The organism is Pseudomonas fortuita, assembly GCF_026898135.2.
Lineage (GTDB): Bacteria > Pseudomonadota > Gammaproteobacteria > Pseudomonadales > Pseudomonadaceae > Aquipseudomonas > Aquipseudomonas fortuita.
Window position 1 is genome coordinate 582,719 of record NZ_CP114035.2, and the last position, 13,472, is coordinate 596,190.

General features: G+C 63.0%; 10 protein-coding genes and 1 tRNA gene. 10 read left to right on the forward strand and 1 reads right to left on the reverse strand.

Annotation, left to right across the window (positions count from 1 at the left end; translation table 11 throughout):
- Window positions 1-400: 400 nt before the first annotated feature.
- The 10 genes from OZ911_RS02655 to OZ911_RS02700 all read left to right on the forward strand — a co-directional run bounded on the left by OZ911_RS02655 (window position 401) and on the right by OZ911_RS02700 (window position 12,363).
- Entirely contained in the window at window positions 401-1,426 is a 1,026-nt protein-coding gene (locus tag OZ911_RS02655; protein ID WP_023048324.1) for a TauD/TfdA family dioxygenase, read from the forward strand.
- 31 nt (window positions 1,427-1,457) lie between these two features.
- Entirely contained in the window at window positions 1,458-2,243 is a 786-nt protein-coding gene (locus tag OZ911_RS02660; RefSeq protein WP_016484669.1) for a sulfite exporter TauE/SafE family protein, read from the forward strand.
- A gap of 24 nt (window positions 2,244-2,267) precedes the next feature.
- Complete coding sequence (locus tag OZ911_RS02665; protein WP_016484670.1) at window positions 2,268-3,029, forward strand: SDR family NAD(P)-dependent oxidoreductase; 762 nt, start codon at window positions 2,268-2,270, stop codon at window positions 3,027-3,029.
- 128 nt (window positions 3,030-3,157) lie between these two features.
- Entirely contained in the window at window positions 3,158-6,226 is a 3,069-nt protein-coding gene (gene fdnG / locus OZ911_RS02670) for a formate dehydrogenase-N subunit alpha (protein ID WP_139138803.1), read from the forward strand.
- On the forward strand, window positions 6,226-7,176 hold the full coding sequence (gene fdxH / locus OZ911_RS02675) for a formate dehydrogenase subunit beta (protein WP_016484673.1): 951 nt from the start codon (window positions 6,226-6,228) through the stop codon (window positions 7,174-7,176). Before fdnG ends, fdxH begins: the two co-directional genes overlap by 1 nt.
- Window positions 7,173-7,829, forward strand: a complete 657-nt coding sequence (locus tag OZ911_RS02680) for a formate dehydrogenase subunit gamma (protein ID WP_016484674.1) — start codon at window positions 7,173-7,175, stop codon at window positions 7,827-7,829. Before fdxH ends, OZ911_RS02680 begins: the two co-directional genes overlap by 4 nt.
- Window positions 7,830-7,833: 4 nt before the next feature.
- Complete coding sequence (gene fdhE, locus OZ911_RS02685; RefSeq protein ID WP_023048323.1) at window positions 7,834-8,760, forward strand: formate dehydrogenase accessory protein FdhE; 927 nt, start codon at window positions 7,834-7,836, stop codon at window positions 8,758-8,760.
- Between the two features lie 154 nt (window positions 8,761-8,914).
- The gene (gene selA / locus OZ911_RS02690) at window positions 8,915-10,342 is read left to right on the forward strand and encodes an L-seryl-tRNA(Sec) selenium transferase (protein WP_070086738.1); all 1,428 of its coding nucleotides are present in this window, start codon (window positions 8,915-8,917) and stop codon (window positions 10,340-10,342) included.
- The gene (gene selB / locus OZ911_RS02695) at window positions 10,339-12,261 is read left to right on the forward strand and encodes a selenocysteine-specific translation elongation factor (protein WP_070086739.1); all 1,923 of its coding nucleotides are present in this window, start codon (window positions 10,339-10,341) and stop codon (window positions 12,259-12,261) included. Before selA ends, selB begins: the two co-directional genes overlap by 4 nt.
- Before the next feature lie 6 nt (window positions 12,262-12,267).
- A tRNA-Sec gene (locus OZ911_RS02700) sits at window positions 12,268-12,363 on the forward strand.
- A 106-nt stretch (window positions 12,364-12,469) separates the two neighbouring features.
- Here the strand turns inward: OZ911_RS02700 and OZ911_RS02705 are convergent.
- Window positions 12,470-13,468 carry an asparaginase gene (locus tag OZ911_RS02705; protein WP_016484678.1) on the reverse strand — a complete coding sequence of 333 codons (999 nt, stop codon included), beginning with the start codon at window positions 13,466-13,468 and terminating at the stop codon, window positions 12,470-12,472.
- Window positions 13,469-13,472 lie beyond the last annotated feature (4 nt).

The window sequence follows — 13,472 nt, forward strand, 5'->3', positions numbered from 1 at the left end:
CCAGAATCTGCAAGAACGCGGAAGCCTAGCACGAAAGCTCTTATCGGGGTAATCGCGTTTCCGATGTGTGAATTAACTCTATTGGTGCGAATCGGCGCGTATCACTGCGGGCTCGCCTTGGCCGGGTGCGCACGCGCGTGATCACGCGTTAAAAGCGCTGCTAAAAGAAATCTTTTGAAATCAATAAGTTGATTGAGTCGATTCAATGATGGTGGCAATCGGCCAATTAAAGTAATTGAATCGAGTTTATTTTTGTAATTACAATGATTGAGTCGATGCAATGTGGTGGTGCCTGGAGCGGCACCTCTCGCTCGTATCGCTCAAGTGTGAACGGTTTCAAAAACCGCCGCGTCTGCCCGGCATAGCAAGACACCGAATGGCCAATGGAATAGCACCTGAAATGGAAAGCGCACACCTGCAACAAGCAGCCGAGCCTCAAACCTCACTCGAAATCCGCCTGCCCTGGGTGGTCTCCAGCGCGTGGCAAACCTTGCTGAGCAATACGCCGCTCGATTTCGAAACCAGCAAAGAGCTTTACCCGCAACTGAAGGAGCAGGCGCAAGAGGTCCTGGGCAAAGCACTGTGCCAGCAAATCCGGGGTTTCGTTGAGGGTCCGCAACTGACCAGCATGATTGTGCGTAATTGCCCACGCGATCGCGATGTGCCTCCGACCCCTTACTCTGGTGTGCTCAGCCCGCGCAGCACGCCGATTGCCTGTCTTGTCAGCCTGACCATGCAGCATCTGATGGGCATCAACCCGGTTGTCTACGAGGGTGAAAATGACGGGCGTCTGTTTCGCCATGTAATCCCTGCCCGTACTTCATCCAGCCAAAAGAGTTCACATGGCTCGCGGCTGCGCTTCTCCTATCACGTCGACAATCCGGACCTGCCATTGTCCTCCGAGCCGCTGGGTAGTGTTTCCTGCTGCCCGGAATACCTGTCGTTCTTCGGTATGCGCTGTGACCCGCGTATCAGTACCACCTTGGTCAACCTTGACGCAGTGATCGCGTCGCTGCCCTTGGCCACCGTGCGTGAACTGTGCGAAGCGCAGTTCGAAATCCGCCGCCCTGATTCGTTCACCGGTAACCGCCGTTGCACCGCTGAGTTGCCGGTACTGGTGCGCGGCCATTCAGGCGAGTGGCTGTGCCGCTTCGACAGCGAGAACACCCACGGGCTGAACCTGCGAGCCGAGCAGGCCCTGGCCACCCTGCGCGGTCTGTTGGAAACCCGGCGTTTCGATGAGCCTCACCTGCTGCTGCCAGGCGATTTCATGATCTTCAAGAACCAGCGCGTGCTGCATGCCCGTGATGGTTTCGAGCCGCAGAACGACGGTGCTGACCGTTGGCTGCTACGGGTGTTCGCGGTCAACGACCTGAACCGGGTGCGCTTTGCCCGGGCCGATCACCTTTACGAAGTGCTCTCCTGATTTCTCTTCATTTTTCGACGGAATTACTGCTATGGAACTGTTAGGCGCTTACTGGGCGGAACACTGGCTGCTGGCGATCCTGCTGCTGGGCGCCATTGCCTTTGTCGCGGGCTTTGTGGACAGCATTGCCGGGGGCGGCGGGTTGTTTCTGGTGCCAGGGTTTTTGCTGGTGGGCATGCCGCCTCAGGTAGCGCTGGGGCAGGAAAAACTGGTCAGTACGCTGGGTACGCTGGCCGCGATCCGCAACTTCCTGGCCAACAGCAAGATGGTCTGGCAGGTGGCACTGGTTGGCGTACCTTTCTCACTGCTCGGCGCCTACCTGGGAGCGCACCTGATTGTCTCGATCTCTCAGGAAACCGTGGGCAAGATCATCCTTGCATTGATCCCTTTCGGCATTCTGATTTTCCTCACCCCCAAGGACCGCCCGATAGAGGAGCGAGTGCTGTCGGCGCGGATGCTCTACACCGTCGTGCCGTTGACCTGTCTGGCCATCGGCTTTTACGACGGCTTCTTCGGCCCAGGTACCGGCAGCATGTTCATCATCGCGTTTCACTACCTGCTGCGCATGGACCTGGTTTCCAGCTCGGCCAACTCCAAGACCTTCAACTTCGCCTCCAATATCGGTGCGCTGGTCGCCTTCATCATGGCCGGCAAGGTTGTCTATCTGCTGGCGTTGCCGCTGGTGGCATGCAACATCCTCGGCAATCACATGGGCAGTGCATTAGCACTGCGCAAAGGGAATGACGTGGTACGCAAGGTGTTGGTGTTTTCCATGCTGTGCCTGTTCACCAGCCTGGGCGTGAAGTACCTGGTCTGACAATACCTCTGGGAGACAAACCTGATGAAAACTGCATTCGTGACCGGCGCCTCCTCAGGCTTTGGCCGAGCCATATGCCGCACCTTGGTTGCCAAGGGCTACCGTGTGATCGGTGGTGCCCGCCGCATGGACAAGCTGCAGGCACTGGAGCATGAGCTTGGCGACAACTTCATTCCACTGGCGCTGGATGTGACTGATGGGCAGTCGATCAGCGCAGCAGTGGCGCAGATCAACGAAGCTGCGTCGAGCATCAATGTGCTGGTCAACAACGCAGGCCTGGCGCTGGGTATCGAGCGGGCTCAGGCCTGCAGCGCCGAGAACTGGCAGCGCATGATCGACACAAACATAACCGGCCTGGCCATGGTCACCCATGCGGTGTTGCCACAGATGGTCGAAGCCGACAGTGGGATGATCATCAACATGGGTTCGATTGCCGGCACTTACCCCTACCCGGGTGGCAATGTTTATGGCGCAAGCAAGGCATTCGTGCGTCAGTTCAGCCTGAACCTGCGCGCCGATCTGGCAGGCACCCGCGTGCGGGTCAGCAACATCGAGCCTGGGCTGTGTTCCGGGACCGATTTCTCGGTGGTACGCCTGAACGGCGACCTGAATGCGGTGGATGCGTTGTACCGTGATGTGCAGGCAATCCTGCCCGAGGACATTGCCGCCATGGTTGCCTGGATCGCCGAACAGCCGCCACACGTAAACATCAATACGCTCGAAATCATGCCGGTGGCGCAGAGCAGTGCGGCCTTGAACGTGGCGCGCAATCTGCCGCGGTGCTGACCGGGATCAATCGCACTTTTGCCATTCTTGACTAGTCTTAACGGTTGGCGGCATCACTTTGCCGCCACCGTGATGACCCGAGGTGCCGGCAATGCCCCGAGCGCCCGAAACCTGATCAGGAGTGCACGATGGACCTCAACCGTCGGCAATTCTTCAAGGTCGCCGCAGTCGGCCTTGGAGGCTCGAGCCTGGCAGCGTTGGGCATGGCCCCGACGCCGGCCTTCGCCGAGCAGGTGCGCCACTTCAAACTGGCGCATACCAAAGAAGCCCGTAACACTTGTCCTTACTGCTCGGTCGGCTGCGGCTTGATCCTGTACAGCCAGGGCGATGCGGGCAAAAACGTTAAACAGAGCATCATCCACATCGAAGGTGACGCCGACCATCCCGTCAACCGTGGCACGCTCTGCCCGAAAGGTGCTGGCCTGCTGGACTTTATCCACAGCCCAAGCCGCCTGCAGTACCCCGAGGTGCGCAAGCCTGGCAGCAAGGAGTGGGTGCGGGTGAGCTGGGATGAGGCGCTCGACCGCGTCGCCGGCCTGATGAAGCAGGACCGCGACGCCAACTTCATCGAGAAGAACGCCCAGGGGCAAACTGTCAACCGCTGGCTTACCACCGGTTTTCTTGCTGCCTCCGCCGCCTCTAGCGAGGCTGGCTACCTGACCCACAAGGTCGTCCGCGCAACAGGCATGCTGGGGTTCGATAACCAGGCACGTGTCTGACATGGCCCGACGGTGGCAAGTCTTGCCCCGACGTACGGCCGTGGCGCCATGACCAACCACTGGTCCGATATCGCCAACGCGAATCTGGTCCTGGTGATGGGTGGCAACGCAGCAGAAGCGCATCCGTGCGGCTTCAAATGGGTGACCGAGGCCAAGGCGCACAACAAGGCGCGGCTGATCGTGGTCGACCCACGCTTTACCCGTACCGCTTCGGTCGCGGATTACTACGCGCCGATCCGTACCGGTACCGACATCGCCTTCATGGGCGGGCTGATCAATTACCTGCTGAGTACTGACAAGATCCAGCACGAGTACGTGCGCAACTACACCGACGTGTCGTTCATCGTCAAAGAGAGCTATGGCTTCGAGGATGGGCTGTTCAGCGGCTACGACGAGACCAAGCGTGTGTATGCCGACAAGTCCGGCTGGGGTTACGAGCTGGGTGAGGACGGTTTTGCCAAAGTCGACCCGACCCTGCAGCACCCTCGCTGTGTGTTCCAGCTGATGAAGCAGCATTACAGCCGCTACACCCCGGAACTGGCCAGCATGATCTGTGGCATGCCGCAGGATGCCATGATGAAGGTCTGGGAAGAGATCGCCACATGCTCGGTACCGGGCAAGACCATGACGATTCTCTATGCGCTGGGCTGGACGCAACACTCGATCGGTGCGCAGATCATTCGCAGCGCGGCCATGGTCCAGCTTCTGTTGGGTAACGTCGGCATGCCGGGTGGCGGGGTCAACGCCTTGCGCGGGCACTCCAACATCCAGGGGCTGACCGACCTCGGCCTGCTGTCCAACTCGCTGCCGGGTTACCTGACCCTGGCTGGCGATGCCGAGCAGGACTACGCCAGCTACATCGACAAGCGCGCTTCCAAGCCATTGCGCCCTGGGCAGCTGTCGTACTGGCAGAACTATGGCAAGTTCCACGTCAGCCTGATGAAGGCCTGGTACGGCGCCAACGCCACGGCAGACAACAACTGGGGTTACGACTGGCTGCCCAAGCTCGACGTGCCTGCCTATGACGTGCTGCGCATGTTCGAGATGATGAGCCAAGGCAAGGTTAACGGCTACGTATGCCAGGGCTTCAACCCGATTGCTGCGCTGCCGGACAAGAACCGCGTGACTGCGGCGTTGGGCAAGCTCAAGTGGCTGGTGATCATGGACCCACTGGCTACCGAGACCTCGGAGTTCTGGCGCAATGCCGGGCCGTTCAACGACGTCGACACGGCCAGTATCCAGACCGAAGTGATCCGCCTGCCCACCACCTGCTTCGCCGAGGAAGACGGCTCGCTGGTCAACAGCAGCCGTTGGCTGCAGTGGCACTGGAAGGGCGCCGACGGCCCTGGCGAGACCCGCACCGACGTGCAGATCATGAGCGAGCTGTTCCTGCGCCTGCGTCAACGCTACCAGACCGAGGGCGGCGCCTACCCCGACCCGCTGATGAACATCAGCTGGCCGTACAAGATCCCTGAAGAGCCCTCCCCGGAGGAGCTGGCCAAGGAGATGAACGGCTGGGCAGTCACCGACGTTACCGACGCCACCGGCGCCATGCTCAAAGCTGGCCAGCAGCTGTCGGGCTTCGGGCAACTGAAGGACGATGGCAGCACCGCGTCTGGCTGCTGGATCTTCGCCGGCAGCTGGACCGAGCAGGGCAACCAGATGGCCCGTCGCGACAACAGCGACCCCTACGGCATGCATCAGGTGCAGAACTGGGCCTGGGCCTGGCCGGCCAACCGCCGCATCCTCTACAACCGTGCCTCCAGCGACCCACAAGGCAAGCCGTGGGACCCGGAGAAAAAGCGCCTGGTGTGGTGGAACGGCAAGGCCTGGACCGGCACCGACGTGCCGGACTTCAAGGTCGACTCGCCACCGGAAGCGGGGATGAACCCGTTCATCATGAACCCCGAAGGCGTGGCGCGTTTCTTCGCCATCGACAAAATGGCCGAAGGCCCGTTCCCCGAGCACTACGAGCCATTCGAAACACCGATTGGCATCAACCCGCTGCACCCGCAGAACAAGAAGGTGGTCAGCAACCCGGCCGGGCGCATTTTCGACTCGGTGTGGGACACCCTCGGCACGCACGACGAGTTCCCCTATGCGGCGACCACGTACCGGCTGACCGAGCACTTCCACTTCTGGAGCAAGCATTGCCGGCTCAACGCCATTGCCCAGCCCGAGCAGTTCGTCGAGATAGGCGAGGTGCTGGCCAATGAGAAAGGCATCAAGGCCGGCGACCGGGTGCGGGTGTCGAGCAAGCGCGGGCATATCGATGCGGTGGCGGTAGTGACCAAGCGGATTCGCCCGCTGCAGGTCAACAACCAGACCGTGCACCAGATCGGCATCCCGTTGCATTGGGGCTTCACCGGCGCAACGCGGCATGGCTACCTGACCAATACCCTGGTGCCATTCCTTGGTGACGGCAACACGCAGACGCCGGAGTCCAAGTCGTTCCTCGTCAAAGTGGAGAAACTCTGATGGCCAGCCAAGACATCATCGCCCGCTCGGCCACCACCACCGTACCGTCTTCGGTACGTCAGCAGCAGGAAGTCGCCAAGCTGATCGACACCACCAAGTGCATCGGCTGCAAGGCCTGCCAGGTGGCGTGCTCGGAGTGGAACGAACTGCGTGACGAGGTCGGCCACAACCACGGTACCTACGACAACCCCCAGGACCTCACCGCCGAGACCTGGACCCTGATGCGCTTCACCGAGCACGAGCGCGACGACGGCAACCTGGAGTGGCTCATCCGCAAGGATGGTTGCATGCACTGCGCCGACCCCGGTTGCCTGAAGGCCTGCCCCAGCCCGGGGGCGATCATCAAGCACGCCAACGGTATCGTCGACTTCAACCAGGACCACTGCATTGGTTGCGGTTACTGCATCACCGGCTGCCCGTTCAACATCCCGCGCATCTCGCAAAAGGACCACAAGGCGTACAAGTGCACCCTGTGTTCCGACCGCGTCAGCGTGGGCCTGGAGCCGGCCTGTGTGAAAACCTGCCCGACCGGTGCGATCGTGTTCGGCAGCAAGGACGAGATGAAGGTGCACGCTGCCGAGCGCATCGTCGACCTGAAGTCACGGGGCTACGACAAGGCGGGGTTGTACGACCCGGACGGCGTCGGTGGCACCCACGTGATGTACGTGCTGCATCATGCCGACACGCCGAGGCTGTACGCCGGCCTGCCGGACCAGCCGGTGATCAGCCCGCTGGTGGGGCTTTGGAAAGGCTTCACCAAGCCGCTGGCGCTGCTGGCCATGGGCGCAGCGGTGCTGGCGGGGTTCTTCCACTACGTGCGGGTTGGCCCGCAGCGGGTAGAGGAAGACGAACACCCGACGCCGCCCGATGACAGCGTGCACCAAGTGGACCCCGCGGTGCATGTCTACGATCCGAAGCAGCCCGGTGGGCAAGGGGAGCAGCGGCCATGAACGACAACAAACCCATCCTGCGCTACACCGCCAACGAGCGGACCAACCACTGGATCGTCGCCATTCTGTTCTTCATGGCCGGGCTTTCCGGGCTGGCGCTGTTTCACCCGGCGCTGTTCTGGTTAAGCCATCTGTTCGGCGGCGGGCCGTGGACACGCATCCTGCACCCGTTCATGGGCGTGGCGATGTTCGTGTTTTTCCTCGGGTTGGTGGTGCGCTTCTGGCGCGCCAACTTCATCACCGCCAACGACCGCCTGTGGTTGCGCCGCATTGATCGGGTGATGGTCAACCGCGAGGACGGCGTACCCCCCATCGGCAAGTACAACGCAGGGCAGAAGTTGCTGTTCTGGACCCTGTTGCTGTGCATGCTGGTGTTGTTGGTTAGCGGCGTGGTGATCTGGCGGGCGTATTTCAGCCATTTCTTCGACATCGGCGCGATTCGCCTGGCGTCGCTGGCTCACGCGCTGGCGGGCTTCGTGCTGATTCTCAGCATCATCGTGCACATTTACGCCGGCATCTGGATCAAGGGCTCGATCGGCGCCATGCTGCACGGCTGGGTCAGCCGTGCCTGGGCGCGCAAGCACCATGCGTTGTGGTACCGCGAAGTCACCGGTGACAAGACACCGGGCAATCACGGACGAAAAGAAGGATAAGCGCTTGAGCACGATACTCGAACCCGGGCAGATTGAAGCGTCGGCAGTAGCGCCGCCGTTTTTGCACCTGCCCCCCGCCAATCTGTTCGAGCTGCGTGCCGCACGCCTTGAGCAACTGGCCGAAGGCAATGCCCTTGGTGACTACCTGCAGTTGATTGCACGGTTATGCCGCATCCAGCAGCAGCTTGTGGATAACCCCCCCGCCGGCATGCCGGTGGCCGAGGAGCGCCAGCGCCTGTGCATAAGCCATGGTTTGCCGCCGCTGGCGGCCGACAGCCTGGTGCGTGAAGGGCCGTGGCTTGTCTGGTTGCAAGCCCTGCTAGAGCACTTCAGCGGCGCAACAACCGGCCCGATGGGGGAGGCGTTGCAGGCGCTGCGCGGCAGTGATGACCACCAGCGCAAAGGCTGGGGCATTGCCTTGCTGGCTGGCCAGTACGATGCGGTGCCTGCAGCACTGGTGCCGTTCCTGGGGGCTGCGCTGCAGGCAGCCTGGTCCAGTTGGTTGCTGGCGCTGCCGGCGCCTGAACTCAAGCCCGCCGGTAGCCTGGCCCAGTGCCCGGCGTGCGGTTCGCCGGCTATGGCCGGGGTGGTGCGCAACCGTGGCAAGCACAATGGTTTGCGTTATCTGGCCTGTTCGCTGTGCGCCTGTGAATGGCATGTGGTGAGGGTCAAATGCGTGTACTGCGAGTCGAGCAAGGACTTGCGCTACACCAGCCTGGAGGATGACCGCCACGCGCCGGGCAAGGCGCCGCTGCGCGCCGAATGCTGCCCGGGGTGCAACAGCTACCTGAAGCAGAACTACCTGGAGAACGACGCGGCGGCCGAACCGCTGGCCGATGACCTGGCCAGCCTGGCGCTGGATATGCGCCTGGACGAGGAGGGCTTTCATCGCCTGGCGCCCAACCTGATGCTCGCCCCGGGTGGTGGGTGAGTGTCTACACTGAAACACCGAGTCGCCTTCTTCGCGGGTAAACCCGCTCCCACAGGTACAGTACCTGCTTTGACATCGGTGCAATACCTGTGGGAGCGGGCTTGCCCCGCGAAGAGGCCAGAACAGACAACGGACCAGCTCAAGGTAGTACCTGATGTCTTCAAGCCTCGCCGATAACACCCCACGCCTGCCTTCCATCGACACTCTCCTGCGCCACCCGGCCTGCCTCCCGTTGATCGATCGGCACGGCCGCGAGGGCGTGCTGAATACGCTGCGCCAACTGCTAGACGACCTGCGCGAACCCGCCCGGCAAGGCCAACTCACCCCCGCCGAACTGGCCCCCGAAATCCTCTTGGGTCGCACCGGCGAGCGCCTGGCCACCCAGCAACGAAGCCAGGTCCGCCGCGTGTTCAACCTCACCGGCACCGTGCTGCACACCAACCTGGGCCGCGCCTTGCTACCGGAAGAAGCCATTGAGGCCATGCAAACCGCCGCCCGCTATCCGCTCAACCTGGAGTTCGACCTGGCCACCGGCAAACGTGGCGACCGCGATGACTTGATCGAAGGCCTGATCCGCGAGCTGACCGGTGCCGAAGCCGTCACCGTGGTCAACAACAATGCTGCCGCTGTGTTGCTGGCGCTCAATAGCTTGGGTGCACGCAAAGAAGGCATCATTTCGCGGGGAGAACTGATCGAGATTGGCGGCGCATTCCGTATCCCCGACATCATGGCCCGTGCTGGCGTAAAGTTGCACGAGATCGGCACCACCAACCGCACCCACGCCCGCGACTACGAGGCTGCCATCGGCCCGCGCACCGGCTTGCTGATGCGCGTGCATTGCAGCAACTACAGCATCCAGGGCTTCACCACCCAAGTACCCACGGCCGAGCTGGCGCGCATCGCCCACCAGCATGAACTGCCGCTGCTCGAAGACTTGGGCAGTGGCAGCCTGTTGGACCTCACCCGCTGGGGCTTGCCCGTCGAGCCCACGGTGCGTCAGGCGTTGGCCGACGGTGCCGACATCGTCACCTTCAGCGGCGACAAACTGCTGGGCGGGCCGCAAGCCGGGATTATCGTCGGTCGCAAGGACTTGATTGCCAGGATCAAGAAAAACCCACTCAAGCGTGCGCTGCGCGTCGACAAGATCACCCTCGCTGCACTCGAAGCGGTGCTGGCGCTGTACCGCAACCCTGACCGCCTGGCCGAGCGCCTGCCCAGCCTGCGGCTGTTGACCCGTAGCCAGGCCGACATACAGGCCCAGGCCGAACGCCTGGCCCCTGAGCTCAAGGCTCGCCTCGGTGAGCAATGGGCTGTCAGCGTGGAGCCGGCGCTGGGCATGATCGGCAGTGGCAGCCAGCCGGTGGCGCGCCTGCCCAGTGCAGCCCTGTGCCTGCGCCCGCAGGTATCGAAGAAGTTGCGAGGGCGCAGCCTGCATGTGCTGGAGCGGGCGCTGCGCGGCCTGCCGGTACCGGTGCTCGGCCGTATCGATGACGACGCTCTGTGGCTGGACCTGCGCCAACTGGATGACGAAGCCGAGTGGCTGGCGCAGTTACCCGCCCTGCAACTGGGGCCGGTGCAGTGATCGTCGGCACCGCCGGCCATATCGACCATGGCAAGACCGCACTGCTGCAGGCGCTGACCGGGCAGGCCGGCGACCAGCGTCAGGAGGAGCGTGCACGCGGCATGACCATTGACCTGGGCTATCGCTACGCGGCGCTGGTTGAAGGTGCACCGCTGACCGGCTTCATCGATGTGCCGGGTCACGAGCGTTTTATCCACAACATGCTGGCTGGTGCCCAGGGTATCGACCTGGTGTTGCTGGTGGTGGCTGCCGACGACGGGGTCATGCCGCAGACCCGCGAGCATCTGGCGATCATCGAGCTGTTGGGCATTCCCCAGGCTTTGGTGGCGATCAGCAAATGCGACCGCGTCGAGCCCTTGCGCGTGGCCGAAGTTAAGCTGCAAGTCGAAGAGCTGCTGGCGCGCGGGCCCTATGCCGGGGCGCAGCAGTTTCCATTGTCGAGCATCAGTGGGGAAGGCGTAGCTGCGCTGCGTCAGGCCTTGCTGGAGGCCGAAGCCACGGTGCGGCAGCGCAGCGATAGCGGCGGTTTTCGTCTTGCTGTGGACCGTGCTTTCGCGGTTACCGGTGCCGGCGTGGTGGTAACCGGCACGGCGCTGGCGGGGCGCGTCAGTGCCGGTGACACCTTGTTGCTGGGCAAGGCCGGCAAACCGGTGCGGGTACGAGGCCTGCATGCGCAGAACCAGGCCGCGCTGGTGGCTGAGGCGGGCCAACGGGTGGCGTTGAATATCACGGCCGAACGCCTGGCGCTGGAGCACGTGCATCGGGGTGACTGGCTGGTGCCTGAGTGGCTGCATGCGCCCAGCGTGCGGGTGGATATCGAGCTGAACCTGCTGCCGGGCGAGCCCCGCACGTTTGAGCATTTCAGCGCTGTACACGTGCACCTCGGCACCCAGGATGTAACCGCCCGCGTGGCCTTGCTCGAAGGCGAGTCCTTGGTGGCGGGCCAGCGCATGTTCGCCCAGCTGCTGCTCAACGCGCCGTTGCAGGCCGTGCACGGCGATCGCCTGGTGCTGCGTGACCAGCGTGCCCAGCGTACTTTGGGGGGCGGCAAAGTACTGGACCCGTTCGCGCCAAGCCGGCAGCGCCGCAGCGATGAGCGCCTGCGCCAGTTGCAGGTACTACGAGATACCGAGGACCTGGAGCAGGCCTTGCCAGCACTGCTCGCTACCGCGCCCGGTGGTATTGACCCCCAGCGGCTCGAGCGGCAGTTCAATCGCCCGCGTGCAACATGGCAGCTGCCGGAGGATGTATGGGTGGTGGCCACGCGGCAGGGGCAACTGCTGTTTGCCAACCGCCAGTGGCTGGCGCTGAAGCAACAGGTGGTGGAGCAGTTGGCGCGGTTCCATGAGCAGGAGCCTGACCAGCTCGGGCCGGACCGAGACCGCCTGCGCCGCTTTGCGGCCTTGCCCCTTGAGCGGCCGGCCTTCGTCAGCCTGCTGGATGAACTGCTCGATGACGGCGCCATCGCCAGCAGCGGGCCCTGGATGCACTTGCCCGATCACAAGGTGCAATTGAGCGAAGCCGACAGTGCTATGTGGGCGCGTTTGCAGCCGAAGTTGCTGGCGGGGCAGTACGATCCGCCCTGGGTCAGGACCCTGGCAAATGAGGAGCGTTGCGCCGAAGCCGAAGTGCGCCTGCTGCTGCGCAAGCTGGCTCGGCTCGGTGTGGTGCATCAGGTGGTGCGTGACCTGTTCTACCCTGAGGCAACATTACAGCGCATGGCAGAGCTGTTGCTGGGGCAGGCCAACGAAACGCCGATAGTGCAGGTGGCCGCGTTTCGCGATATGTTGGGCATCGGTCGCAAGCGCAGTGTGCAGATTCTGGAATATTTCGACCGCATCGGCCTGACCCGGAGGGTGGCCGACCAGCGTCACATCCGCGCCGACAGCGCCCTGGCCCAGCAACAGGCCAGGCACTGAGTTCAAGGAAGGCAATCGCGCCCGGTGGCGCGGCCGGGCTTCAAACCCGGTTGGGGACGGCAGCCGTTCCCGGGCAGGTTCGACTCCCGCTGCCTTCCGCCATTTTCATTCGCCTGTCGGGGCTCTACGGGGCGCTTCACAGCTCTTGGGACTTGCACGGTACCTGTGGGAGCGGGTTCACCCGCGAAGAGGCCCTGAAGGGTGAAGCCTAAGCCCGCTCCCCACACAGATCCAGGGCAAACCACTGTTCTGCAGTATCCACATCCAACCCCGCCCCCAGCAGCGCAACCATCTTGCCCAGCGCCGCTTCACGGGTCATGCCACCGCCACTGACCAGCCCGGCCCCACGCAAGCGGTTACCCGCCGCATAGGTATCGAATACCACCGAACCCTCAGGGCACTGGCTGATAGCCGCCAGCATCACGCCGTGCTGGCGTGCTGCGCTCAGCACACTCAGCAGCGCCTGGTCATCTGACGGCCCGGTACCGCTGCCGTAGCACTCCAGCAGCAAGCCCTGCACACCACTGTCGATCAAGGCTTGCAGGTGCGCGGCCTGCAGCCCGGGGAACACCGGCACGATCGCCAGGTTGACCGGCTGACGCGGATGCTTGTAGCCAAGTTCGGCAGGGATAACATGGGCCCGCTCGCCGTCACGATGGCGCGGCAGCGCAGCAAAGGCATCGAACGCCTCGCTGCGCAACTTTGATGCCCGGCAGCCATGCAGCAACTGGCCATGGAAGTACAGCTGCACGCCATCCTCCAGGCCGGATTCGAACTGGTGCAACGCGCCGCACAGGTTGGCCCAGGCATCGCTGTCTGTGGCACCTGCCGGCAGCATCGAGCCGGTCAGCAGCACCGGCACTGGCAAACCCAGCAGCAAGAACGATAACGCCGCAGCGCTGTAAGCCATGCTGTCGGTACCGTGCAGCACCAGCACGCCATCATGGCCTGCCACCTCCACGGCTTCGACGATGGCATCGCGCATCGCCAGCCAGTTGTGCTGGTGCATGTTGGCGCTGTCGAGCAGCGGGTTCAGTTCCTGCAAGGTCCATTGCAGCCGGGGCGCATCGGCCATGTGGGCGAAGTGTTCGCGCATCCGCGCTTCGAAGCCACCGGCCGGCGCCAGGCCTTCCGGGGTTTCGAGCATGCCGATGGTGCCACCGGTGTAGAGAACGAGAAGATTCTTGACTGCACGCATGGAAAACATCCGT

Bases quoted from the DNA above. Each gene is read 5' to 3' on its own strand.
- OZ911_RS02680 (WP_016484674.1), top strand. From the start codon at position 7,173: ATGAACGACAACAAACCCATCCTGCGCTACACCGCCAACGAGCGGACC.
- OZ911_RS02660 (WP_016484669.1), top strand. From the start codon at position 1,458: ATGGAACTGTTAGGCGCTTACTGGGCGGAACACTGGCTGCTGGCGATC.
- OZ911_RS02665 (WP_016484670.1), top strand. From the start codon at position 2,268: ATGAAAACTGCATTCGTGACCGGCGCCTCCTCAGGCTTTGGCCGAGCC.
- fdxH (WP_016484673.1), top strand. From the start codon at position 6,226: ATGGCCAGCCAAGACATCATCGCCCGCTCGGCCACCACCACCGTACCG.
- selA (WP_070086738.1), top strand. From the start codon at position 8,915: ATGTCTTCAAGCCTCGCCGATAACACCCCACGCCTGCCTTCCATCGAC.
- OZ911_RS02705 (WP_016484678.1), bottom strand. From the start codon at position 13,468: ATGTTTTCCATGCGTGCAGTCAAGAATCTTCTCGTTCTCTACACCGGT.
- OZ911_RS02655 (WP_023048324.1), top strand. From the start codon at position 401: ATGGAAAGCGCACACCTGCAACAAGCAGCCGAGCCTCAAACCTCACTC.